The following is a 22034-nucleotide window of genomic DNA, read 5'->3' on the forward strand; positions in this document are numbered from 1 at the left end:
CTCTTCGTCGGCCTGCTGGTTGGCGTGGTGCTGATCATCGGCGGCCTGACCTTCTTCCCCGCGCTGGCGCTCGGCCCCGTGGTCGAGCACCTCGCCGGGGCGGCGGGCCAGACCTTCGCGACGGGAGGCTGAGATGCCGCGTGCCATCCCCTCCCGGCGCCTGCCGCGCCATCACCTGCTGCCGCACCGGACGGCCCGGCACCGCGCGCACGGTTCCGGGATCAAGCCCCTGCGCACCTCGGACCTCGTGCTTGCGCTCCTCGGTGTCGTGCTCCTCGGCGGCCTCGCCCTGCTTGCGGCCCTCGCGCTGACCGCCGGCGCGAGCGCCGCCTGACCCGACCGCGGCCCGGTGCCGGGCGCCGGGCCGCCCACCCTTCCTCGGACACGCGAACCCATGTCCCGCAAGACCTCATCGCTCCTCGGCGCTGCCCTCGTCGGGCCCGCCCTCTTCGGCTCCGTCAGGAAGCTCGACCCGCGCGTCATGATCCGCAACCCGGTCATGTTCGTGGTCGAGGTCGTGGCGGCGCTGACCACCCTGCTCTTCGTGCGCGACCTCGCCGCCGGCGGATCCGACCTGCTCTTTTCCGGCCAGATCGTCCTCTGGCTCTGGTTCACCCTGCTGTTCGCCAACTTCGCCGAGGCGCTGGCCGAGGGCCGCGGCAAGGCCCAGGCCGACAGCCTCCGGCGCACCCGCACGGAGATGACGGCCAAGCGCCTCACCGGGCCCGGCCGGGCCTACGAGACCGTGCCGGGCACGAGCCTCAAGGTCGGCGACGTCGTCCTGGTGGAGGCCGGCGACCTGATCCCGTCCGACGGCGAGGTCGTCGCGGGCGTGGCCTCCGTCAACGAGGCCGCCATCACCGGCGAGTCGGCCCCCGTCATCCGCGAGTCGGGGGGCGACCGCTCGGCGGTGACCGGCGGCACGCAGGTGCTGTCGGACGAGATCAGGGTCCGCATCACGGCCGCGGCCGGCTCGACCTTCGTCGATCGCATGATCGCGCTGGTCGAAGGTGCGGCGCGCCAGAAGACCCCGAACGAGATCGCGCTGAACATCCTGCTGGCCGGCCTCACCATCGTGTTCGTCCTCGCGGTGGCGACCATCCCGAGCTTCGCGAGCTATGCGGGCGGGTCGATCCCGGTCGCCGTGCTGGTGGCCCTCTTCGTCACGCTGATTCCGACGACCATCGGCGCGCTGCTCTCCGCCATCGGCATCGCCGGCATGGACCGGCTGGTGCGCTTCAACGTGCTCGCCATGTCGGGCCGCGCCGTGGAGGCGGCGGGCGACGTCGATACGCTGCTCCTCGACAAGACCGGCACGATCACGCTGGGCAACCGCCAGGCCACCGAGTTCCGCCCTGTCCGCGGGGTCTCCGAGCACGATCTCGCCGACGCCGCGCAACTCGCCTCGCTCGCCGACGAGACGCCGGAGGGCCGCTCCATCGTGGTGCTCGCCAAGGAGCGCTACGGCATCAGAGCCCGCGACATGGCCGGCCTGAACGCCGCCTTCGTGCCCTTCACCGCGCAATCGCGGATGTCGGGGGTCGATCTGGACGGCGCCTCGATCCGCAAGGGCGCGGTCGATGCCGTCATCGCGTCCCTTACCGGGCAGCCGACGGCGACGCGCGGCTCCGGCGCGGCGCTCGCCTACCGCCCGGCCGTCGAGACCGAGGCCATGATCGAGATCCGCGCCATCGCGGAAGAGATCGCCCGGGCCGGCGGCACGCCCCTGGCCGTGACGAAGGACGACCGCCTCCTCGGGGTGGTCTACCTCAAGGACATCGTGAAGGGCGGGATCCGGGAGCGCTTCGCGGAACTGCGCCGCATGGGCATCCGCACGGTGATGATCACCGGCGACAACCCAATGACCGCGGCGGCGATCGCGGCCGAGGCCGGGGTCGACGACTTCCTCGCCCAGGCGACCCCGGAGGACAAGCTGGCGCTGATCCGCCGCGAGCAGGCCGAGGGCAAGCTGGTCGCCATGTGCGGCGACGGGACCAACGACGCGCCGGCCCTCGCCCAGGCCGATGTGGGCGTGGCCATGAACACAGGCACGGTGGCGGCCCGCGAGGCCGGCAACATGGTGGACCTCGACAGCGACCCGACCAAGCTCATCGAGATCGTCGGCATCGGCAAGCAGTTGCTGATGACCCGGGGGGCGCTCACCACCTTCTCCATCGCCAACGACGTAGCGAAATACTTCGCCATCATCCCGGCGATGTTCCTCTCGCTCTATCCCCAGCTCCAGGCGCTCAACGTCATGGGTCTCGCCTCGCCGCAGAGCGCGATCCTCTCGGCCATCATCTTCAACGCCCTCGTCATCGTGGCGCTGATCCCGCTGGCCCTGAGGGGCGTGACCTACCGGCCGGTCGGCGCCGCCGCGCTGCTCCGCCGCAACCTCCTCGTCTACGGCCTCGGCGGCGTGCTCGTGCCCTTCGTGGCCATCAAGGTCATCGACCTCGCCGTCACCGCCCTCCACCTCGCCTGAACGAACGGTCCTGGGAGACCTGCCATGTCCAACCCGCAACCCATGTCCGATCCGCAACCCATGGCGAATCGCCTGCCGATGTCGAATCCGCTCCGTCCCGCCCTCATCCTGCTCGTCGCCCTGACGGCGCTCACCGGCCTCGCCTACCCGCTGGCCGTCACCGGTCTCGCCGGGACGATCTTTCCCGCCGAGGCCGCCGGCAGCCTGATCACCCGGGACGGGAAGGTGGTCGGATCGAGCCTGATCGGCCAGAGCTTCACCGGCGCGGGCTACTTCCATGGCCGGCCCTCGGCCACGACGGCGCCCGACCCGGCCGATGCGTCGAAGACCGTGGCGGCTCCCTACAACGCGGCGAACTCGATGGGCTCGAACCTCGGGCCGACCAGCGCCGCGCTCGCCGAGCGCGTGCGGGCCGAGCGCGACGCGCTGAGGGCGGAGAACCCGGACGCAGCGGTGCCGGTCGATCTCGTCACCGCGAGCGGCTCGGGGCTCGACCCCGACGTCACGCCGGACGCCGCCCTCTTCCAGGTGCCGCGCGTCGCCCGGGCCCGCGGCCTGCCGGAGGACAGGCTCCGCGCGCTCGTCGCCGGGCAGGTCCGGGGCCGCACGCTGGGTCTGCTCGGGGAGCCGCGCGTCAACGTTCTGGCGCTCAATCTGGCCCTGGACGATCTCGCCCGCCGCTGACCCTCTGGGATAGGATCGCGCATGCCCGAGACCGGCCGCGACCCCAACCGCCCCTCGCCCGACGCGCTGCTCGAAGCCGCCCGCCGGGAGGAGCGGACGCGCGGACGGCTCAAGGTCTTCCTTGGCGCCGCCCCCGGCGTCGGCAAGACCTACGAGATGCTGACGGTCGGCCGGGCCCGGCTGAAGGCCGGCACGGACGTGGTCGTCGGGGTGGTGGAAACGCACGGGCGGGCCGAGACCGAGGCCCTGCTCGACGGCTTCGAGGTCGTCGCCCGCCGGCCGGTGCGCTATCACGGCACGGTCCTGCAGGAGATGGACCTCGACGCGCTGCTGGCCCGCCGGCCGCAACTCGCGCTCGTGGACGAACTCGCCCACACCAACGCGCCGGGCTCTCGCCACCCGAAGCGCTACCAGGACGTCGAGGAACTGCTCGACGCCGGCATCGACGTCCTCACCACGCTCAACATCCAGCACGTCGAGAGCCTCAACGACGTGGTGGCGGCGATCACCCGCATCCGGGTGCGCGAGACGGTGCCGGACGGGGTGCTCGACCGGGCCGACGACATCGAGGTGGTCGATCTCAACCCGGACGACCTCGTCGAGCGCCTGAAGGCCGGCAAGGTCTACCTGCCCGCCGACGCCGAGCGGGCGCTCGGGCACTACTTCTCGCGCGGCAACCTCACGGCCCTGCGCGAGCTCGCCCTCCGGCGCACCGCGGACCGGGTGGACGACGAACTCCTCGGGCACATGCGGGCGAACGCGATCCCGGGGCCCTGGGCGGCGGGCGAGCGGGTCCTCGTCTGCGTCAGCGAGGACCCGCGCTCGGCCGGCCTCGTGCGCTACGCCAAGCGGCTGGCCGATCGGCTGCACGCTCCCTGGACGGCGCTCTCCATCGAGGGACCGCGCGCCGCATCCCTGCGCGAGGGCCAGCGCGACCGGATCGCCGAGGTCCTGCGCCTCGCCGACCGGCTCGGCGGGGACGCCATGACCCTGCCGGGCGGCCGGCGCATCGCCGACGACATCCTGGCCTATGCCCGCTCGGCCAACGTCAACCATGTCGTGGTGGGCAAGGCGACGCGTTCCTGGCTGTTCGAACTCGTCAACGGCTCGGTCGTGCACGACCTCGTGCGGCGCAGCGGCAACATCAGCGTCCATGTCGTTCCCGGAGAGGCCGTCGCGCCGGAGGCGGCGCCGCGCCGGTCCGTGGCGACCGCGCCGCCGCGCCGGGCCTTCGAGACGCGCGCCTATGCCCTGGCTCTCGCCGCGACGGGTGCCGGGCTCGGCCTCGCCGTGCTGCTCCAGCCCTATACGGGCGTGGAGAACGCCGACCTCATGCTGCTCACCGCCGTGGTGGCCGTCGCGGTCCGGTGGGGGCTCGGCCCCTCGCTCACCGCGGTCCTGGCCGCCTCGCTGTCCTACAACTTCTTCTTCCTGCCGCCGGTCTACACCTTCACCATCGCCGACCCGACCAACATCGCGGCCTTTCTGCTCTTCACGCTGGTCGCCGTGCTGGTCTCGAACCTCGCCGCCCGGGCGCGCGCGGTCGCGGTGGTCGCCCAGGCCCGCGCCCGCTCCACGGAGCGGCTCTTCGGCTTCTCGCGCAAGCTCGCGGCCTGCGGGACGCTCGACGACGTGCTCTGGGCCACCTCCGCGCAGGTCGCCACCATGCTGCGGGTCCGGGTCGTCCTGCTGCTGCCCGAGGGCGCCGCCGTCACCGTGCGGGCCGGCTACCCGCCCGAGGACAGGCTGGACGAGGCCGACCTCGCGGCCGCCCAATGGGCCTTCGACAACGACCGCCCGGCGGGCCGCGCCGCCGACACCCTGCCGGGCGCGCGGCGCCTGTTCCTGCCGATGCGCACGGGGCGCGGCACCATCGGGGTCATCGGCCTCGACGCGGACGGCACGGGGCCGATCCTGACGCCGGAGGGCCGCCGCCTCCTCGATGCCCTGGCCGACATGGGCGCGCTCGCCATCGAGCGCGTGCGCCTCGTGGAGGATCTCGACCGGGCCGAGCGCGCTGCCGAGACCGACCGGCTCCGGCAGGCCCTGCTCACCTCGATCAGCCACGACCTGCGCACCCCGCTGGCCTCCGTGCTCGGCTCCGCCAGCACCCTGCGCGACCTCGATGCGGCGCTCGCGCCGGAAGCGAAGGCGGATCTCCTGGCAACCATCATCGCGGAGGCGGAGCGGCTCAACCGCTTCATCGTCAACCTGCTCGACATGACCCGCCTGGAGGCGGGCGCCGTCGCCCCGAACCTCTCGGCGCAGGACGTGGCCGAGACCGTCGACACCGCCCTGCGCCGGGTCGAGGCCGTGCTCGCCGGGCACCGGGTCTCGGTCGCGGTCGCACCGGACCTGCCGACGCTCCGGCTCGACCCCGTGCTGTTCGAGCAGGTGCTGGTCAACCTGCTCGACAACGCCGCCAAGTACGCGCCCGAAGGAACCATGGTTACGGTCCGCGCCCGAATGGAGGGCCGCCGCGTGCGCATCGAGGTCCTGGACGAGGGGCCCGGCCTGCCCGAGGGCGACGTCGAGCGGGTGTTCGACAAGTTCTACCGGGTGCGCCTGGGCGACCGGGTCCGGGCCGGCACGGGCCTCGGTCTCGCCATCGCGCGCGGCTTCGTCGAGGCGATGGGCGGCACCGTCACCGCGGCCAACCGGCCGGATCGGACCGGCGCCGTCTTCACCGTCACGCTGCCGGTTCCGGCCCGGACCGTGCCAGGGGATCTCGCCGCATGAGCCCGACCGTCCTCGTCATCGACGACGAGCCCCCGATCCGCAAGCTGCTGCGCACCGGGCTCTCGACCCAGGGCTACGCCATCGTGGAGGCGGCGAGCGCCGCCGCCGCCCTGGACCTGCTCGCCCGGCAGAGCCCGGACCTCGTCATCCTCGACCTCGGCCTGCCCGACATGCGCGGGCACGACCTGCTGCGCGCCATCCGGGCGGGCCACCCCGCCCTGCCCGTCGTGGTGCTGTCGAGCCGCGACGACGAGGGCGGCAAGGTCGAGGCGCTCGATCTCGGCGCCGACGACTACGTGACGAAGCCCTTCGGCATGGCCGAACTCCTGGCGCGGCTGCGCGCGGCGCTCCGCCACCAGCTCGCCGTGCAGGGCGAGCGCCCGGTCTTCCGGATCGACGGCCTCTCCGTCGATCTGGTCCGGCGCATCGTGAAGGTCGGGGACGACGTGGTGAAGCTCACCCCCCGCGAGTACGACTTCCTGCGCGTCCTCGTGCTGCACGCCGGCAAGGTGCTGACCCACGCCCAGCTCATGCAGGCGGTCTCGGCCTCCTCCGAGCCGCAATACCTGCGCGTCTACATGCGCCAGCTCCGGCAGAAGCTGGAGGTCGACCCCGAGCGCCCGCGCATCCTCCTGACCGAGACCGGCGTCGGCTACCGCCTGCGGGCGCCCGACGACGAGCCGGGCCGAGACGCACGACCGGCCGACCGCGCCGCGCCGGTCCCGGGAGGAGCCCCGGGACCGGATGCGTGACGGCGCGGGGCGGGCGCTCTCACAGGCGCAGCGCGACGCGCTCCCCGGACAGGCGCACGGCGTCCGGCCGGTGTCCGGTCTCGTCCTCGGCGTAATCGATCGCGTCCCGCCGGCTCCGGAACAGGCCGCCGGCGCGCCCGTGGACCTCGAACGCGACCCAGCGGCCCTCCGGGTCCTGGCCGACGACGAACCGGGCGTCGGCCGGGGCGGGATCGGCAGGTTGGGCGCCGGTCTGCGCGGGCGCGGCCTGGATGACGGGAGGCATCGGCTGTCCGGGGTTCGCGCGGTCGCCTGGGACCGCGCCACGAAGCTCTGCCGAGTCGCGTTAGGATGCGAGCGGGCGCGGGCGCCCTTCCCATCAGTATCGCATCAGGATCTTCGGGCGATGGAGACCCGGCACCCTGGGAAGCGATGCCGTGTCGCCCATCTGGACACCACGCGGCCGCATCGGGCCGCAGCGAGCGGGAGCGCGCGTTGCGTAAGTTGGCATTGCCTGTCGGCCGCGAGGCCCTTCTTCCGCTGGGGCTGGCTGTCCTCTTGGTGCTCGGCGCTCTCACGGCGTTTCAGGTGACGCGGCCCACGACGCTCACCATCGCGGTCGCCCCGGAGGGGGGCACGGAGCCCGCCCTGCTGCGCGCCTACGCCGACGAACTCGCCCGCCGGAGGCTCGGGATCCGGCTGAAGGTCCTGCCCTTCGCCGGGGTGCGCGAGAGCGCGGAGGCGCTCAAGGCCGGCAAGGCCGATCTGGCGGTGGTCCGCCCGGACGTCGCGATGCCGGGCAATGGCCTGACGCTGGCGGTCCTGCGCGAACTCGCGGCGTTCGTGGCGGCCCCCGCCGCCTCCGGCATCAAGGGCGTCCCGGACCTCGCGGGCAGGCGCCTGGGCATGCTGGCGAGCCGGACCGCCGACAGGACGCTCGTCGGCGACCTCGCCGCCCATCACGGGCTCGAACTCCTGACGGAGGCGGCGAGCGGGAGCGCCCCGCAGACGGCCGTCGCGCTCGTCCCGGTGGCGGAGGCCGACGTCGCGGCGGCGCTCGGCGCGGGACGGATCGACGCCCTGGTGCTCGTGACGACACCCACCTCCCCGGCCGCGAGACGGCTCGTCGACCATGTCCGGGCGGCGAGCCCCGACGGGGAGGTCACGCTGATCGGGGTGCCGGACGCCGCCGCGGTGCTGGCGCGTTGGCCGCGCCTGCAGCCCGTCACGGTCCCGGCGGCCCTCTTCGGCGGCAACCCGCGCCTGCCGGCCGAGGATGTCGCGACGGTCGGCTCCTCCTACCGCCTGATGGCGCGCGCCGACCTCTCCCGCAGCCTCGCCGCCGAGGTCACCCAGCACCTGTTCGAGATGCGCGCGGCGCTCGCCGAGACCGTTCCCGCCGCCGAGGACGTCACGCACCCCGCCTACGAGGACACGGCGGACGCCACCAGCGCGCGCCTGCCGATCCACCCGGGCGCGATCGACTATTACGAGCGCGAGCAGGAGACCTTCATCGAGCGCTACGAGAGCTGGATCTACCTCGTGGCGATCCTGGCCGGCGGCGTCGGCTCGACGGCCGCTTGGCTGCGGCAACGGCTCGGGCGGATCCGCCGGGAGCGGATCGAGGTGGCGACGGCACGCCTGCTCGAACTGCGCTCCGAGGCGCGCCGCGAGACGGACCGCGCGCGCCTGGAGGGCATGGCGGGCGAGGTGGACGATCTCGCCGCCAGCATCGCGCGACACGCCCTCAACCGGCCGACCGAGCCCCGTACCCTTGCGGCCGCCAACGTGGCGATCGAGGCCGCGCGCTCGACGGTCGGGCGTGCGCGCGCCGGCACCGGGTGACGCCCGCGCTGTCCATTGGCACAGGCCGCGCGGGCCTTCGTATGCCGCTCCCGCCTTCAGCTCTTCGATTTCAGATAGGCGATCACATCGTTGATCTTCTTGTCGTCCTTGATGCCTTGGAAGATCATCTTCGTGCCGGGGACCTTGGCTTTGGGATCCTTCAGCCACTCGTGCAGATTGGCCTCGTCCCAGGTGAGGCCCGAATTCTTGAGCGCCGCGGAGTAGCTGTAGCCCTCATAGGTTCCGGCCTTTCGGCCGACGACGCCCTTGAGGTCCGGCCCGACGCCGTTCTTCTCGAAGTTGTGGCACGCCTTGCACGGGGCGAAGGCCTTCTCGCCGGCTGCCGGATCGCCCGCGTCCTGCGCATCGGCCGAGACAGGAAGCAGAAGCAGCAGGGCTGCGCCAAGGATGGGTGATCGCACGTTTTCCTCCCGTCGTTTATTCCATCTCCGAAACTACGGCAGCGGTCCGCCGCGACCAGAGGTCCTGCGCGCCGATCTCACGCGTTCGTGTAGGTGGGGGCGCCCCCGGGGTCGCGGGATCCGGGTGCAGGACCTGGGAGAGAAGAAGCCTGCCGAGCAGGACGGCGGCAGACCGGGAGTGGGCGTCACGCCATCGGGCTCACGTGGCCGCAGGAATGATACGCGCGCGACCGACACAGTTGCGCGGCCGCGTGCGATCCCGGCGTCGTCGTGCTGTTCCGTCATCCTCGGATGTGGACGCCGTTCAATAATCAGTCCCGATGCGCCCACCTGCCCGCTCGGAACGTCGCCGTGGTGGCGCAGGACGAGGCGCGGTACAGCAACGATGTGGAGCTTCCATCGCCCGGACGCCCGAACCTGCGGAGATCCGACATGACGCTGGCTCTGGCCATACCGTTCGTCGAAGCCGCCGCGTTCACGGTGGGTTGCGCGCTCATCCACGGTCAGCGTCACAGGCCGGAGCGCGTGACCTTCGCCCTTTTCGGCCTGCTCTGCCTTGTCGCACTCGGCGGATTGGCGCTCGCCCTCGCGCATGTCGGGCCCGCCGACCCCGTCCGGGCGACGGCGGAGCTCCCCTTCGAGAACCATGCCGCGGGAGCCATACGGTACTGAGATCGTGTCGGGATAGGGCTCGCAGCGCAGCCTCTCGCACACGCACGCCGGGATCCCGATCGGTCGGCGAAGGCCGTCGGGCGCTTAGCGAAGCCCGACGGCGGAGCTCGGCCCGGTCCAGGTCCGAAGAATGCGGAACCCGACAAGTCCCTCGTTCAGCGAGTGAAATCTGTGGTGAGCGCGCTGGGGCTCGAACCCAGGACCTACAGATTAAAAGACCTGATCAGGTGCTTGGCAGATCAGGCATATTCGGCGCGTGTTGCGCTTCGTGTTGCTTGGGCAGCATGTCTACGCCCGCTCACATAGCCTTACGACGCTCTCCGCGGCGTCAGGTAGCCTCCCCGATCAGACCGCGCTCGACGCCGGCCAGCATCGCCGCTTCGTCCTCCCGCGCCTCGAAGAGGTAGCCGTACCGGTCCATCGTCTGAGCGATGGAGGCGTGGCCCATCAGGCTCTGCACGCGCTTCGGATTGAGGCCTTGGTCGATCCAGAGCGCCGCCGCGGCGTGCCGCAGGGCGTGGAGGCCGTACTTCGCCACTGGCACCTTGACCGGCCTCCCCTCCTCGTCCTTGCCGTCCTTCAGCACCGTGACGCCGGCCGTGACCTGAAGCGGCCAGAACCAGCGATGCAGGATGTTCGCATGCCCCTGGATGGTGCCGGCCGTGGTCGGGAAGACGAGGCCAAGGGGCCCGATCGGGCACGCCAGCTTCCAGGCCTTCAACTCGCGGAGCAGCGTCGGCGGCAGCGGGATATCCCGGAGGCCTGCCTTGCTCTTCGGCGGCCCGAAGGCGTTGAACCGATCCGTTCGCTGGCGCACGTGCACCACGCCCTGCCTGAGGTCCACGTGCTGCCAGGTGAGCCCGCGCGCCTCTGAGCCCCGGAGGCCGGTGAACAGCAGCGTGAGGAGCAGCGGGCGCGAACGCTCGGGGCAGGCGTCGATGAGCGCCTTGAGCTCGGCCTTCGTCGGCATCACCGGCCGGGTGTCCTCGCGGCTCGAGCGCTTCACGGTCTTGGCGCTGCGCACGTTGTTCACGGCCACCAGCCCGCGCCGCTGCGCCTCCGTAACGATGCTCGACAAGCTGATGAGCACGCGGCGGCACAGCTCCCGCGAGCGGCCGGCCGTCAGCAGCTGGTCCACGAACTCGTTCACCAAGGGCGCCGTCAGGCGGGAGAGCTTCACAGCCCCGATCCGCGGGACGATGTGAAGCCGCACGTGCGTGCCGTACTGCTCCACCGTCGTCCGTTCGAGCTTGTCGCGCTCGCACCTCCGGATCCACAGATCGGCCGCCTCAGCGACGGTGAGCGACACGCTGTCTGGTGTGTGCGTCCCGGCGGCTACCTGCGCCCGCGCCGCCGTGAGGAAGGCGTCCGCCTCCTTGCGCGTCGGGAATTGGCGGAAGCGCCGCTTGCCCGCCCCGTCCACGTACCCGGCCAGCCAGGCGGTCTTCCCGCTCGGCAGGACCCGCTTTCGTATCGATGCCATCACAGCCACCTTGATTCCGAAAATCGCGCATAGGGTTCACGCTCGATGCACCCTTCAGATATAAAGTCAGATGGGGCTTGACCCGTCAACCATCGGAAGCTATTTCATATGAGCGGATCTGATCCATGGCACTGCTGAGCGAGATGGTTCAGGCCGTTGCAGGCGTCGAAGGCATCGAGCCTGTATCCGTTGGCATCTTCGCCCGACACGCTCGTGAGGCTGGCCTGATTACTCAGGGCGGCCGAGGTAGATCGGCAGCAAAGATGTCTTTTAAGGATGCCGCGAATCTTTTGATTGCGGTGAATGGATGCGCCTTAGCGAAGGAAGTCGCGTCCGGGGTGACGATTTACAGAAACTTGCGTCCAATGGCGTCCGAAGGAGCCGACTTTGTGGGCGTGGGCGCTCAGGGATCGACTTTCGGCTCTGACTTCGAGGTCATTTTGCGGATGATGGCGGAGGAAGGGCGCAACAAAATTCCCGGCGCGACTTTCGTGCGGTTCTTCAAGCCGTATCCGCTAGTAGAAATAACGATGCATCCACAATTCGACGGGGTGCCAGAGACTATATCAGTAAAGTATGGAGATAGCGATTCGGGACCTAGGTGGGATGGTCCCGATAGGTCGGACGAGACCGTTATCTCACATGTAACGTTGCAAAACGTTGCTAGCTTAATCGCAGGTTAGGAGCACTCAAATGGCAAATGATGCAACGCGCCCCATGGGCGCGAACGATACCGGCTTGTCTGACGACCCGGTGATCGTGGGCGCCGAGAACATCGCTGTGGTGATCTACGGCGAGACCGAGGGCCGGCGCGAGGGTAACGTCCGCCGGATCTACCACGCGATTTCGAAGAAGGAGCTGCCGACGTTCAGGCTCGGTGGGCGGGTACACGCCCGGCGCAGCACCATCCTGGCGTGGATCGAGCGGCAGGAGAGCGCAGCGTGAGTGCTTCCCGTCCAGGCACCGTTCGCGGCGATCAAGCCGTCTACGCCGGCCGGGTGTGCATCGGCTTCATCCGCGGGACTGCTGGAGGCGCCATCGCCTTCGATGCTGACGGCAACAAGGTCGGCAGCTTCCCCTCACGTCGGGCCGCTGCGGCAGCCCTCTCAAAATCGGGAGAGGGTCAATGATGGCTGCCGACCATCAGGCGCTTCTTCGCCGCCCCTCAGATCTGACGAGCGCACCGGGGCCCTGGTCCTACGTGCCGAGCACGATCCGAGGCCGGATGAGCGAACACCCAATGCGGTGGACCACCGACTACTTCATCCGCGACGCAAAGCACCGCGTGCTCGCTGTGCTGGACGAGGACACGAACCCACGGGACGGCCGGGCGATGGCAGCGGCCTTCCTTCTGATCCACGCGTCGGAGGCAGCCATGCGGTCTCTCGGCACGGTCGACCTCACGAAGTTGGAGGAGGCGGCCGGCACCGCGGTGAAGAGCGCCTTGGACGAACTTCGTGCTGCCCTGACTGCGGCTACGAACACGGAGGGGAGCATCGGATGATCACAGCCCCAGCCCGGGGCGGAGCGCATCTGGAACGGCGAAGGGCGGTCGCTGGGAACAACCGCCCTTCAGAAACCGGTTCAGGTTTGCTTGAGAAAGCTCCGTCTACATACCGCGCCGACACGGCGGCGCCAATAGATACCGTTCAGAATTTTCCTCTGGACTGGAAAACTCGGCGAGGCCGCGCAGCCTTTCGGCTGGCAGACATCAGAAGGCTGGCGACAGCCCGAGCCCACCCCGCCTCCGCCAGTGGCTGCCCCGACTGCGGCTCAGGCGCTGCCCCATGCCCTGGCGCTGGGATCCAGGCCGCCACGTCCGCTTCGGCCGGAGGACTTCGGCGCGCTGCCGCCGGCCCGGCCGCAGGCCTGAGCGCCCGGCCTCAACAGCCATCGTCCGCCGGGTGAGGGTATGGTCATCATGACCATCCCACCAGAACTGCCGGCGGACATTGAGGCTGAGGTGGTCGCCGAGGTGAGCCGGATCGTGCACGCTTCCCGCCGCGACCCGATGGTGACAGCTGAAAGGGTGGAGGGCGTCGGTGGCACGTCCTGGGACAGCACGCTGCTGTGCTGCAGAGCAGGAGGTGCAATGCAGGATGCGGAGTTGGACCGCCCGGCGGGCAAACGCGCATAATGCACTCTCCCCACAACGAGAATCAGAAGTAGACACTGCACTTACCCACTGCGCCGCAGTCTGATAGATCATTCACAGCAGGATATGGCGGCGCAAATGTAGAGTTACCACCTGCTATCATGAGGCAAAAGATCTATAGCTATCGCTTTTGATTTCATTTTTTGATCCGTTCATTATTCCTGAAAGCAGTTGCAGCATTTATTATTCGTTCAAATATTTCCGTTTCATCTTTCAGCAGCTTGCGATTTTCTAACATTTCGGTGGTTGTGCCGTTAGCGATAGCGGGAGGGCTAGAGTAGAAGGCCATTGCCTTCAGTACTTCAGCGGTAGAGACAACAGATTTATTCTCTGCATACATTTTCAAAATAAGCAGATTTTCCTCCCTATTACGCTTTATCTGCTCGAAATACCTAAATTCTTCCATAGACACTCGATGTTGCCGAAGAAAAAAGAAAGCCACAAATTCTATAAAAAATAGAACGCCCAAGGTTGGTGCTAATATGACTAATCTGCTCAGCAGGTCTAGTTCGTTTGGCAAGTCGACTGTTCGAAAGTATAAAAACAAGAGTCCGGATGCTGCAATAGTGACCCCAACAAATAAGTATATACTGGATCTGCGATATATATCGGCCGCAGTGTTTGACGACTTGAAGGCGTAGTATGCTAGTAATTCCCTAGGATCAAGATTTTGAGAGGCTTCAATGGCGGTTATTTCCGACGATGACATGGCGCGAAACAAGCTGGCACGCCTCTCCGCGTCTCCCGCCCCTTTTCCAGGCATCTCCCTTACGGCGACAAGCGCATTCCGCTCAGCAATACGCCTAGCTCTAATAAGTTCGAAAGGAAAACCTCCGAAAACTATAAGGGAGAGCAGCGGCATTAATAAAGCCAAGGCTGTATACATCCCCCAGAAGGGATGTTGTGAGTACCAATCGAGTATTTTTGTCGGGCTGTAAAAATACATTTTGCCGAATATTACCGCCGGGATTATGGCGACGGCAGCCCATATCATGGTCTCTACACTTCGTACTGTTTCGACGGAAGTTTTATCCGATTGTTGCACCAGTGTTTTGAATATCGAACTAAGAATCATCTTGTTCATATAAGTAACAGAATATAGTCGGCGACGAGGCATTTCAATTTCCAGCGTGTTGATTTGTTTTACAGATGAGGCGAGCCGCTACTTCTCGATCTTTTTTGATCGAGGGCCTGCGAAACTTGGTAGGCGGTCGATAGCTTTCATGAAAGCATCTTTGCCGTGCCATGAGGCGAGGCAAACAGTTTGACAAGCAACTCCAGACCACCCAACATCTGCCACTACCGACGTTACAGCTCCAGATATAATAATAGAGGCCATGCGACTATTCTCGATATGGTCAAACAATTTCGATAGTATGTATAGGGCGCGCTTTGCCTCATGCCGGGGATCGAACTTTTGGCGAGGTCTTACGGAGTTTTCATCCGACAGCGCGGAAGCAATATCCTCCAATTCGGCTATGATGTCAGAAGTTGAATTTAGACCCAGCGATCGGATGGCAAGAGCCGCATTCTCTATGCGGCAGCCAAGAGCGCTGTACTCTGCATGCTTATGGCTGAGTGCCTTGTCCGATATGCTGTCAATTTCTCTAATGTCAGCCGCAAATTCACCGAATACGGATATGACCGTTTCGGGATTCCTATTGTATCTCCGATACTTTATATAAGGAAGCGTGAGGCAGTGTTTCGCCTTTTGTTCGGAAAAATCATAATCAAAAGCATATATGAATAAGGGGCCGTTATTCTTACAGAATATCTGAAGTTGATTAAGGTACTCGACATCGTAGTAGCTGACCATAACAAAGGCGCCGGTAAGTTCGGCGTCCTTGTCCCGGATCTTATCGGTCGATTTGCGATGGACAAAACCTAGGTCGTATCGCCGCCGAATTTCGGTTCGGAAATGCGATAGCTCGGAGCCATCGAAGTCTCCGACCAGCAAGGCGGTTCGCTTCGGCCGTTTCGGTTGCAGAATGGCTTGCGTTGACATCGCCTGAACGCGTTCGAGCGGTGAAGCCTAACCGCGACAAGCTGGGCAGGCAGTTTGTTACCGGTGCTGGAAGGCTGATTGTCCACAGGTTTGCGGTACCTGCGATGAGCTTCGACCCTGCCGCAGCCCCACTCAGCGCGAAGCTTTTCCACGACCTCACATCGGCCGCTGAGACCCGTTCCACGTTGCGCTCGTGTTGCGTGGACCTGCCAACGACCTGGCGTAACCCATTGTAGAAACAGGGTGCGTGTTGCAGCTCCTGGCAACACGGTTCTCGGCTTGTTCAGGCATGAAAAAGCCCGCCAAGTCATTGACCTGACGGGCGAAATCTGTGGTGAGCGCGCTGGGGCTCGAACCCAGGACCTACAGATTAAAAGTCCGTTGCTCTACCAGCTGAGCTACGCGCTCGCGTTCGTCTCACCGCCTGTCGCGGGGATGAAGCGTGGCCCGCAATAGGGGAGCGGTCTGGGCGGGTCAACCGGGAAGGTGGCGCGGCCTGGCCGTTTGCCCCAGCGCCGCCACGGTTCGGTGACAGCGGCGGTGGGATGAGCCGTGAAGCCCTGGATATCCAGCCTCTCCGCTCCGGGCCCGCGCAGGCGTGGCGCGGCTTCGCGGCTGCCTTCTGCGGCGCGGCCCTCGCCGTCGGACTCGCCGTCGCGGGTCTCGTGGCCGCCCTGGATCCCTACGGCCTGCGAGCAGGGCGCGGCCGGGCGGCCGGCCCTATCATGGACCGCAATCAGCGCTTCATGTACCCCCAGATCGCCCGCAGCGGTGCCTTCGACGCCGCGGTGTTCGGAACCTCGACGGCCCGCCTGCTGGATCCCGAGGCGCTCGGTGCGGCCTTCGGGGGGCGCTTCGCCAACCTCGCCGTCAACGCGGCGACGCCCGACGAGCAGGGGCGCCTCGCCGGGCTCTTCCTCGCCGCGGGGCGGCCCCGGATGGTGCTGTTCGGGCTCGACGCGACGTGGTGTGCCGTCGCTCCGCCGGCTCGGACCCAGCATCCCTTCCCGGACTGGCTCTACGCGCCCGGCGCGCCCCGCGGCCTCTGGCACCAGGTGAGCTGGCAGGGACTGACAGTGGCGGCCGGTGTGGCGCTGCATGCCCTGCACCTCCTGCCCGCCCGCATCCGGCCCGACGGCTATGCGGTGTTCACGCCGCCGGAGGCGGCCTACGACCTCGCCCGCGCGCGGGCGCACATCCGTGCGGGGACCGCCGCGGATCCCGACGCGGCGGCGCCTGCCGCCGCCGAGCCGGCGGAGGGCGGAATGCCCGCGCTCGACCGGCTCGACGCGCTGCTCGCGAGCCTGCCGCGCGAGACGCGGCGAATCCTGGCCTTCATGCCGGTCCACGCCGCGGCGCAGGGGCAGCCCGGCACGCCGGCCGGCCGGCGCGAGGCGGCGTGCAAGGCTCGCGCCGCCGAGATCGGCCGGGCGCGCGGCGCCCTGGTCGTCGATTTCCGCATTCCCTCCCCGGTCACCACCGAGGACGCGAACTACTGGGACGCCCTGCACTACCGCCTGCCGGTAGCGGACCGGATCGTCGCGGCCCTGAAGCGCGCTGCCGAGACCGACGAGGATGCGCCGGACGGCTTCTACCGGGTGCTCGCCCGCCCCTGAGGCGAGATGGGTCGCGGTGTCGAGAGGCCCCAGGCCTCTCGCGGGTGCAGGGCGGAGCCCTGCTTGGCCGGTGACGGGCCGCCGCGATCCGCGTTCAGGCTCCGGCCTTGGCGGCGACCTCAGCCCGCTCCCAGCCCGCGCGGGTCTCCTCCGCGAAGGCCAGGAACCGGCCCGCCCGGATTGCCGTCCGCATGCCCGCCATCAGGTCCTGGTAGTAGGCGAGGTTGTTCCAGGTCAGCAGCATCATGCCGAGGATCTCGTCCGAACGGACGAGGTGGTGGAGGTAGGCGCGGGAATAGTCGCGCGCCGCCGGGCAGGCGGAGGCCTCGTCGAGGGGCCGCGTGTCCTCGGCGTGGCGGGCGTTGCGCAGGTTGATCCGGCCGTGACGGGTATAGGCGAGGCCGTGGCGCCCGGCGCGGGTCGGCATCACGCAGTCGAACATGTCGACGCCCCGCTCGACAGAGCGCAGGAGGTCGTCGGGTGTGCCGACGCCCATGAGGTAGCGGGGCTTGTGGGCCGGCAGGTGCGGCTCCACCGTCTCGATCATGGCGAGCATCACGGCCTGGGGCTCGCCCACCGCGAGGCCGCCGATGGCGTAGCCCTTGAGATCGAGATCGACCAGGGCCCGCGCGCTCGAGACGCGCAACTCGGGGATGTCGCCGCCCTGCACGATGCCGAACATCGCTTTGCCCGCCTGCTCGCCGAAGGCCACACGGCAGCGCTCGGCCCAGCGCAGCGACAGGCGCATCGCCTTCTCGATCGCCTCCGGGGGGGCGGGCAGGCGCACGCATTCGTCGAGCTGCATCTGGATGTCGGAGCCGAGCAGGCCCTGGATCTCGATGGAGCGCTCCGGGCTCATGCGGTGGGCGGTGCCGTCGATGTGCGAGCGGAAGGTGACGCCGTCCTCGTCGAGCTTCCGCAGGGCGGAGAGCGACATCACCTGGAAGCCGCCGGAATCGGTGAGGATCGGGCCGTCCCAGCGCATGAAGCGGTGGAGGCCCCCGAGCCGGGCCATCCGCTCGGCGCCGGGCCGCAGCATCAGGTGGTAGGTGTTGCCGAGGACGATGTCGGCGCCGAGATCGCGCACCTGATCGGCGTACATCGCCTTCACGGTCGCGGCCGTGCCCACCGGCATGAAGGCCGGCGTGCGGACCACGCCGCGCGGCATCGTGACCGCGCCGGTGCGGGCGCGGCCGTCCGTGCCGTGGACGGCGAAGCGGAAGTCGGGCGTGGCCTGGGGCTCGGTCATGGATGCGCTCATGGGGTGTCCGTGCGCGCGGCCGGGAAGAGCAGGCTGGCGTCGCCGTAGGAGTAGAAGCGGTAGCCCGCAGCGATCGCGTGAGCGTAGGCCGCCCGCATCGTGTCGAGGCCCGAGAAGGCCGAGACCAGCATGAACAGGGTCGAGCGCGGCAGGTGGAAGTTCGTCATCAGGGCGTCGACCGCGCGGAAGCGGTAGCCCGGGGTGATGAAGATCTCGGTCGGGCCGGCGAAGGGGTGGAGGCAGCCGGTCTCGTCTGCGGCGCTCTCCAGAAGGCGCAGGGCCGTGGTGCCGACCGCGACGACCCGGCCGCCCCGCGCGCGGACCGCGTTGAGGGCGTCCGCGGTGGCGGCGTCGATGTGTCCGATCTCGGCGTGCATGCGGTGCTCTGCGGTGTCCTCCGCCTTCACCGGCAGGAAGGTGCCGGCGCCGACATGCAGCGTGACGTGGTGCCGTTCGAGGCCGGCGGCGTCGAGGGCGGCCAGCAGGTCCTCGGTGACGTGCAGGCCGGCGGTCGGCGCGGCGACAGCGCCGGGCTCGCGGGCATAGACCGTCTGGTAGTCGGCCGCGTCCCGCTCATCGACCGGGCGCTTGCCCGCGATGTAGGGGGGCAGCGGCAGGATTCCGAGCGCGGCGATCCGCTCGTCGAGGAGCGAGCCCGCGAGGTCGAACCGCAGCACGACCTCGCCGCCCTCCCCCTTCGCCGCCACGGTGGCGTCGAGCTGCGCGAGGTCGCAGGCCGCGTCCGTCCCGGTGCCGAACCGGATCCGGTCGCCCGCCGCGAGGCGCTTGGCGGGCCGCGCGAAGGCGCGCCAGCAATCCGGCGCCTCGCGCAGATGCAGCATCGCCTCCATGCGCTGGCCGGGCGCGCCGGGGCGCAGGCGCAGGCCGTGCAGGCGCGCCGGGATCACCCGCGTGTCGTTGAAGACCAGGGCATCGCCCGGCCGCAGGAGGCCCGGCAGGTCGGCCACACGGCGGTCGGCGAGGCCGGAACCCGGATCCACCACGAGCAGCCGCGCCGAGCCGCGCGGCTCGGCGGGTCGCAGCGCGATGCTCGTCTCGGGCAGGTCGAAATCGAAGAGGTCCACACGCATCGGGCGCCACCTGCACGGAATGCGCGCGCGAATCAATTTCCCGGACCGGCGCAGCGGAACTTGAGCGGGGCGGTTCGGGTTGCGGCGAAGCCCCTGCCCGGCAGGGATGGACACGACGGGAGGCCGCCGATGCCCTGGTTCTCGCTGCGCCCGCGCGATCCGGCCGATCCGCGCTGGCCGCTTCCCGATGAGCCCGAGGTGGCGCTGAAGGCCGCCGACGCCGCTGAGGCGCGGGCGAAGTTCGCGCAGGCCTATCCCAGCGAGCCCTTCGGCACGCCGGCCGTGCCGGTGCCCGATGCAGGGGCCGGGAGCTTTCGCAACGATCCGGACGCCCTGGTGGTCTCCGAGACGGCCGAGCCGCCGGCTCGGCGGGCGTGAGGCGAGCCATGGCGACGCCTGCCGGGCGCAGGCCCCGGATCACCCTCGACGGACAGCTCGTCGGCTACTGGGAGCGCGAGGCCGCCCGCCTCGACGCGCTGGCGGCGGAGGCCCGGTTCGGCTGGCAACGGCGGCGCTACCTCCGAAAAGCCGAACAGGCCCGCGCTCAGGCCGGGCGCAGCCGCGCCCGCGAGGTCGCGCGGGGGAACGCTCCACCCGACGCGCCCTCTCCGGAACCGGTGGCCACGGCCGCCGCGCCGGATGAAAAGTGAGCCCGAGATCCTCCGCCTCGCCGATCCGGGGCCCGCGTCCGCCGCCGCATGGCGGCTGTTCGCCTCCGTCCAAGCGGAACTCGCGGCCTGTCTGCCGGCGGAGGCCACGATCGAGCATGTCGGCGCGACCGCGGTGCCCGGCTGCCTCGGCAAGGGCGATCTCGACATCGCCGTGCGGGTCCCGCCCGACCGCTTCGCTGCCTGTCGGGCAGTCCTCGGCCGGCGCTACCCCGACAATCCCGGCTCCGTCCGGACCGCCGACTTCGCCGCCTTCCAGGACGAAGCGACCGAGCCGCCGCTCGGTATCCAGCTCGTCGCGCTCGGATCGGAACTCGACGTCTTCGTGCGCTTCCGCGACCGGCTCCGGATCGACCGCGCTCTGGCCGGGCACTACAACGCGCTGAAGCAGGCCCATGCCGGTCGACCCATGGCGGCCTACCGCGCGGCGAAGGACGCGTTCATCGCGGCGGCTCTGGCCGCTCCGGCCGAGGCTCGGCCCGGCGATAGCCCAGGCTAAGACCTTTGCCGTGGCCTTGTGGGCCGAGAGTCCCGTATGCGCCCCGGATCCCAACCGGACCCAGCAGCATGAACCGCACCCAGAAGGCCGCGCTCGCCAGCGCCGGCATCGGCCTCGCCGTCACCGGGCTGAAGTTCCTGGCCTGGTGGCTCACCGGCAGCCTCGCGCTCTGGTCGGACGCGCTGGAAAGCATCATCAACGTCGTGGCGGCCTGCGGGGCCTTCGTGGCGCTGCGCGTGGCCGGCCGGCCGGCGGATGCCGATCACCCCTACGGCCATCACAAGGCGGAGTTCTTCTCCGCGGTGATCGAGGGCATCCTGATCGCGGTGGCGGCGCTGCTGATCCTGCGCGAGGCCTATTACGGCATCCTGGAGCCGAAGCCGATCGAGGCGCCGGCGCTGGGTCTCGCGGTCAACGCCGTGGCGACGGTGGTCAACGGGGTCTGGGCGGTCGCGCTGCTGCGCTGGGGTCGGGCGTGGCGCTCCCCCGCGCTGATCGCCGATGCGCGCCACGTGCTCGCCGACGTTGTCACCTCGGTGGGCGTGCTCGCGGGCCTCGGCGCCGTGCTCGCCACGGGCTATCCCGTCCTCGATCCCCTCGTGGCGGGTCTGGTGGCACTCAACATCCTGTGGTCGGGCTGGACCATGGTACGTGAATCGATCGACGGTCTGATGGACCGGGCCGCTCCGCCCGAGATGGTCACGGAGATCCGCGCCCTGATCTCGCGGCACGGTTCGGGTGCCCTGGAGGCGCACGACGTACGCACCCGCTCGGCCGGCCAGGCGACCTTCATCGATTTCCACCTCGTGGTGCCGGGCGAGATGAGCGTGCGGGAGGCCCATGCGATCTGCGACCGGATGGAGGGCGCGCTGGAGGCCGACATCCCCGGCGCGGTCGTCACGATCCACGTCGAGCCCGGTGAGGAGGCCAAGGGTTTCGGTCTCCCGGTGATCTGAGCGTGGCGCGGGACGCCGCCGACGATTGTCACGCGAGCGCGATTTCCCTTCCCGGTTGAATTATGGCTGATGCCGGATCGCCCGGCTCGGCCGGGATCGCCGTCAGAGACATCGAATCATGCGCCGCCTCGTCCTCACCGCCTGCCTGCTCTCGTTCACCGCCGGTCCGGTCCCGGCACAGGATCGGCTGCTTGCACCGACGCTCTCCTGCCAAGCGCTCAAGACGGCGGTGGCGCGCGGCCGCGAGGTCGTCGTGGCGTCGAGCGACACGGCCTACGACGTCGTGCATGCGGATGGTGGCGCGTGCCTCAACGTCAACGGCGAATCGAGCGAGCCGGCCTACGTGCCGACGACGGACGAGCCGAGCTGCCTGGCGGGCTGGCGCTGCATGCAGCGCAGCAGCGACGGCAGCAGCAGCCACTGAGGGATTCCGCGGCGCCCTCGGGGCGCGGCTCCGGCATCCGGCGTCCGCCGATGGGGGCGAGGTCCGGGTGCATCCCGGCACGCTCGTCCCGGGAGGCGTGGGGCCGGAGGAGCGTGCCGCGCCTGTCCCCCGATGCGCGGCACGGAAAAAGCCCGACCTTTCGGCCGGGCTCGTAACAAGTCGGAAGCTTTTGGAAGACCCGTGTGGGCGCCGGGGCGCCCACACGGCGAGGCCGGGAGGCTTAGAAGTCGCGCTGGACGCGGGCGCGGACCTGGAACACGTCGGCGTTGGTGACGGT

At 69.0% G+C, this 22034-nt stretch carries 25 protein-coding genes and 1 tRNA gene; 18 read left to right on the forward strand and 8 right to left on the reverse strand.

Annotation, left to right across the window (positions count from 1 at the left end; translation table 11 throughout):
• From AX737_RS33100 to AX737_RS10395, 6 genes are all read left to right on the forward strand, one after another.
• On the forward strand, nucleotides 1-132 hold a 132-nt coding region (locus AX737_RS33100; RefSeq protein WP_156453632.1), incomplete at its 5' end, for a potassium-transporting ATPase subunit KdpA.
• 1 nt (nucleotide 133) lies between these two features.
• Nucleotides 134-334, forward strand: a complete 201-nt coding sequence (locus AX737_RS10375) for a hypothetical protein (protein WP_066921089.1) — start codon at nucleotides 134-136, stop codon at nucleotides 332-334.
• 60 nt (nucleotides 335-394) lie between these two features.
• The gene (kdpB, locus tag AX737_RS10380; RefSeq protein WP_066921091.1) at nucleotides 395-2485 is read left to right on the forward strand and encodes a potassium-transporting ATPase subunit KdpB; all 2091 of its coding nucleotides are present in this window, start codon (nucleotides 395-397) and stop codon (nucleotides 2483-2485) included.
• 78 nt (nucleotides 2486-2563) lie between these two features.
• Nucleotides 2564-3169 (forward strand): K(+)-transporting ATPase subunit C, encoded by a 606-nt coding sequence (locus AX737_RS10385; RefSeq protein ID WP_066921128.1) that lies wholly within the window; start codon nucleotides 2564-2566, stop codon nucleotides 3167-3169.
• 21 nt (nucleotides 3170-3190) lie between these two features.
• Nucleotides 3191-5908: a sensor histidine kinase KdpD gene (locus AX737_RS10390; RefSeq protein ID WP_066921093.1), complete on the forward strand. Its 2718-nt coding sequence runs from the start codon at nucleotides 3191-3193 to the stop codon at nucleotides 5906-5908.
• Nucleotides 5905-6660, forward strand: a complete 756-nt coding sequence (locus AX737_RS10395; protein WP_066921095.1) for a response regulator — start codon at nucleotides 5905-5907, stop codon at nucleotides 6658-6660. The genes AX737_RS10390 and AX737_RS10395 overlap by 4 nt, the downstream gene beginning before the upstream one ends.
• Before the next feature lie 19 nt (nucleotides 6661-6679).
• On the opposite strand, the gene AX737_RS10400 is transcribed toward AX737_RS10395, so the two are convergent.
• Complete coding sequence (locus AX737_RS10400; protein ID WP_082772978.1) at nucleotides 6680-6925, reverse strand: hypothetical protein; 246 nt, start codon at nucleotides 6923-6925, stop codon at nucleotides 6680-6682.
• Nucleotides 6926-7134: 209 nt separating this feature from the next.
• Between AX737_RS10400 and AX737_RS10405 the strand changes: the two genes are divergently transcribed.
• Nucleotides 7135-8484, forward strand: a complete 1350-nt coding sequence (locus AX737_RS10405; RefSeq protein WP_066921097.1) for a TAXI family TRAP transporter solute-binding subunit — start codon at nucleotides 7135-7137, stop codon at nucleotides 8482-8484.
• Nucleotides 8485-8540: 56 nt separating this feature from the next.
• Here the strand turns inward: AX737_RS10405 and AX737_RS10410 are convergent, their stop codons facing one another.
• Entirely contained in the window at nucleotides 8541-8906 is a 366-nt protein-coding gene (locus AX737_RS10410) for a cytochrome c family protein (RefSeq protein WP_066921100.1), read from the reverse strand.
• A 432-nt stretch (nucleotides 8907-9338) separates the two neighbouring features.
• Between AX737_RS10410 and AX737_RS10415 the strand changes: the two genes are divergently transcribed.
• Nucleotides 9339-9578, forward strand: a complete 240-nt coding sequence (locus AX737_RS10415; protein ID WP_066921102.1) for a hypothetical protein — start codon at nucleotides 9339-9341, stop codon at nucleotides 9576-9578.
• Nucleotides 9579-9906: 328 nt separating this feature from the next.
• On the opposite strand, the gene AX737_RS10420 is transcribed toward AX737_RS10415, so the two are convergent.
• Nucleotides 9907-11061 carry a tyrosine-type recombinase/integrase gene (locus AX737_RS10420; protein WP_066921104.1) on the reverse strand — a complete coding sequence of 385 codons (1155 nt, stop codon included), beginning with the start codon at nucleotides 11059-11061 and terminating at the stop codon, nucleotides 9907-9909.
• A 125-nt stretch (nucleotides 11062-11186) separates the two neighbouring features.
• Between AX737_RS10420 and AX737_RS33105 the strand changes: the two genes are divergently transcribed.
• The 4 genes from AX737_RS33105 (at nucleotide 11187) to AX737_RS10435 (ending at nucleotide 13198) form a co-directional block, all read left to right on the forward strand.
• Nucleotides 11187-11744: a hypothetical protein gene (locus AX737_RS33105; RefSeq protein ID WP_156453634.1), complete on the forward strand. Its 558-nt coding sequence runs from the start codon at nucleotides 11187-11189 to the stop codon at nucleotides 11742-11744.
• A 34-nt stretch (nucleotides 11745-11778) separates the two neighbouring features.
• Complete coding sequence (locus tag AX737_RS10425; RefSeq protein ID WP_245293423.1) at nucleotides 11779-12006, forward strand: helix-turn-helix domain-containing protein; 228 nt, start codon at nucleotides 11779-11781, stop codon at nucleotides 12004-12006.
• 280 nt (nucleotides 12007-12286) lie between these two features.
• Nucleotides 12287-12565, forward strand: a complete 279-nt coding sequence (locus tag AX737_RS10430) for a hypothetical protein (protein ID WP_066921108.1) — start codon at nucleotides 12287-12289, stop codon at nucleotides 12563-12565.
• A 408-nt stretch (nucleotides 12566-12973) separates the two neighbouring features.
• Nucleotides 12974-13198, forward strand: coding sequence for a hypothetical protein (locus AX737_RS10435; protein ID WP_066921110.1), 225 nt, complete (start codon nucleotides 12974-12976; stop codon nucleotides 13196-13198).
• A gap of 154 nt (nucleotides 13199-13352) precedes the next feature.
• On the opposite strand, the gene AX737_RS33110 is transcribed toward AX737_RS10435, so the two are convergent.
• The 3 genes from AX737_RS33110 to AX737_RS10440 form a co-directional block, all read right to left on the reverse strand.
• Nucleotides 13353-14300, reverse strand: a complete 948-nt coding sequence (locus AX737_RS33110) for a hypothetical protein (protein ID WP_156453635.1) — start codon at nucleotides 14298-14300, stop codon at nucleotides 13353-13355.
• 78 nt (nucleotides 14301-14378) lie between these two features.
• A complete protein-coding gene (locus AX737_RS33115) occupies nucleotides 14379-15221 on the reverse strand; it encodes a hypothetical protein (RefSeq protein WP_156453636.1) in 843 nt (280 codons plus the stop codon).
• 332 nt (nucleotides 15222-15553) lie between these two features.
• A tRNA-Lys gene (locus AX737_RS10440) sits at nucleotides 15554-15629 on the reverse strand.
• Between the two features lie 137 nt (nucleotides 15630-15766).
• On the opposite strand from AX737_RS10440, the gene AX737_RS10445 reads away from it, so the two are divergent.
• The gene (locus AX737_RS10445) at nucleotides 15767-16837 is read left to right on the forward strand and encodes a hypothetical protein (protein WP_066921112.1); all 1071 of its coding nucleotides are present in this window, start codon (nucleotides 15767-15769) and stop codon (nucleotides 16835-16837) included.
• A gap of 94 nt (nucleotides 16838-16931) precedes the next feature.
• On the opposite strand, the gene tgt is transcribed toward AX737_RS10445, so the two are convergent.
• Entirely contained in the window at nucleotides 16932-18086 is a 1155-nt protein-coding gene (gene tgt / locus AX737_RS10450) for a tRNA guanosine(34) transglycosylase Tgt (RefSeq protein WP_066921114.1), read from the reverse strand.
• A gap of 8 nt (nucleotides 18087-18094) precedes the next feature.
• Nucleotides 18095-19189 carry a tRNA preQ1(34) S-adenosylmethionine ribosyltransferase-isomerase QueA gene (queA, locus tag AX737_RS10455; RefSeq protein ID WP_066921116.1) on the reverse strand — a complete coding sequence of 365 codons (1095 nt, stop codon included), beginning with the start codon at nucleotides 19187-19189 and terminating at the stop codon, nucleotides 18095-18097.
• A 129-nt stretch (nucleotides 19190-19318) separates the two neighbouring features.
• Between queA and AX737_RS10460 the strand changes: the two genes are divergently transcribed.
• The 5 genes from AX737_RS10460 (at nucleotide 19319) to AX737_RS33120 (ending at nucleotide 21736) form a co-directional block, all read left to right on the forward strand.
• Nucleotides 19319-19567: a hypothetical protein gene (locus AX737_RS10460; protein ID WP_066921118.1), complete on the forward strand. Its 249-nt coding sequence runs from the start codon at nucleotides 19319-19321 to the stop codon at nucleotides 19565-19567.
• 8 nt (nucleotides 19568-19575) lie between these two features.
• A complete protein-coding gene (locus AX737_RS10465) occupies nucleotides 19576-19839 on the forward strand; it encodes a hypothetical protein (RefSeq protein WP_066921120.1) in 264 nt (87 codons plus the stop codon).
• Nucleotides 19829-20356 carry a GrpB family protein gene (locus AX737_RS10470; RefSeq protein ID WP_066921122.1) on the forward strand — a complete coding sequence of 176 codons (528 nt, stop codon included), beginning with the start codon at nucleotides 19829-19831 and terminating at the stop codon, nucleotides 20354-20356. Before AX737_RS10465 ends, AX737_RS10470 begins: the two co-directional genes overlap by 11 nt.
• 68 nt (nucleotides 20357-20424) lie before the next feature.
• Nucleotides 20425-21312: a cation diffusion facilitator family transporter gene (locus AX737_RS10475; RefSeq protein WP_066921124.1), complete on the forward strand. Its 888-nt coding sequence runs from the start codon at nucleotides 20425-20427 to the stop codon at nucleotides 21310-21312.
• Nucleotides 21313-21430: 118 nt separating this feature from the next.
• Nucleotides 21431-21736, forward strand: a complete 306-nt coding sequence (locus AX737_RS33120; RefSeq protein WP_066921126.1) for a hypothetical protein — start codon at nucleotides 21431-21433, stop codon at nucleotides 21734-21736.
• Nucleotides 21737-22034: the final 298 nt, after the last annotated feature.

Origin of the sequence: Methylobacterium sp. CCH5-D2 (assembly GCF_001556475.1) — a bacterium.
GTDB lineage: Bacteria > Pseudomonadota > Alphaproteobacteria > Rhizobiales > Beijerinckiaceae > Methylobacterium > Methylobacterium hispanicum.

Coding starts and splice junctions, on each gene's coding strand:
- AX737_RS10430 (WP_066921108.1), top strand. CDS start 12,287: ATGAGCGAACACCCAATGCGGTGGACCACCGACTACTTCATCCGCGAC.
- AX737_RS10475 (WP_066921124.1), top strand. CDS start 20,425: ATGAACCGCACCCAGAAGGCCGCGCTCGCCAGCGCCGGCATCGGCCTC.
- AX737_RS10445 (WP_066921112.1), top strand. CDS start 15,767: ATGAGCCGTGAAGCCCTGGATATCCAGCCTCTCCGCTCCGGGCCCGCG.
- AX737_RS10470 (WP_066921122.1), top strand. CDS start 19,829: ATGAAAAGTGAGCCCGAGATCCTCCGCCTCGCCGATCCGGGGCCCGCG.
- AX737_RS10395 (WP_066921095.1), top strand. CDS start 5,905: ATGAGCCCGACCGTCCTCGTCATCGACGACGAGCCCCCGATCCGCAAG.
- AX737_RS10460 (WP_066921118.1), top strand. CDS start 19,319: ATGCCCTGGTTCTCGCTGCGCCCGCGCGATCCGGCCGATCCGCGCTGG.
- AX737_RS10465 (WP_066921120.1), top strand. CDS start 19,576: ATGGCGACGCCTGCCGGGCGCAGGCCCCGGATCACCCTCGACGGACAG.
- AX737_RS33110 (WP_156453635.1), bottom strand. CDS start 14,300: ATGAACAAGATGATTCTTAGTTCGATATTCAAAACACTGGTGCAACAA.
- AX737_RS33120 (WP_066921126.1), top strand. CDS start 21,431: ATGCGCCGCCTCGTCCTCACCGCCTGCCTGCTCTCGTTCACCGCCGGT.
- tgt (WP_066921114.1), bottom strand. CDS start 18,086: ATGACCGAGCCCCAGGCCACGCCCGACTTCCGCTTCGCCGTCCACGGC.
- AX737_RS10415 (WP_066921102.1), top strand. CDS start 9,339: ATGACGCTGGCTCTGGCCATACCGTTCGTCGAAGCCGCCGCGTTCACG.
- AX737_RS10375 (WP_066921089.1), top strand. CDS start 134: ATGCCGCGTGCCATCCCCTCCCGGCGCCTGCCGCGCCATCACCTGCTG.
- queA (WP_066921116.1), bottom strand. CDS start 19,189: ATGCGTGTGGACCTCTTCGATTTCGACCTGCCCGAGACGAGCATCGCG.
- AX737_RS10420 (WP_066921104.1), bottom strand. CDS start 11,061: ATGGCATCGATACGAAAGCGGGTCCTGCCGAGCGGGAAGACCGCCTGG.
- AX737_RS10400 (WP_082772978.1), bottom strand. CDS start 6,925: ATGCCTCCCGTCATCCAGGCCGCGCCCGCGCAGACCGGCGCCCAACCT.
- AX737_RS10425 (WP_245293423.1), top strand. CDS start 11,779: ATGGGCGCGAACGATACCGGCTTGTCTGACGACCCGGTGATCGTGGGC.
- AX737_RS10390 (WP_066921093.1), top strand. CDS start 3,191: ATGCCCGAGACCGGCCGCGACCCCAACCGCCCCTCGCCCGACGCGCTG.
- kdpB (WP_066921091.1), top strand. CDS start 395: ATGTCCCGCAAGACCTCATCGCTCCTCGGCGCTGCCCTCGTCGGGCCC.
- AX737_RS10435 (WP_066921110.1), top strand. CDS start 12,974: ATGGTCATCATGACCATCCCACCAGAACTGCCGGCGGACATTGAGGCT.
- AX737_RS10385 (WP_066921128.1), top strand. CDS start 2,564: ATGTCGAATCCGCTCCGTCCCGCCCTCATCCTGCTCGTCGCCCTGACG.
- AX737_RS33115 (WP_156453636.1), bottom strand. CDS start 15,221: ATGTCAACGCAAGCCATTCTGCAACCGAAACGGCCGAAGCGAACCGCC.
- AX737_RS33105 (WP_156453634.1), top strand. CDS start 11,187: ATGGCACTGCTGAGCGAGATGGTTCAGGCCGTTGCAGGCGTCGAAGGC.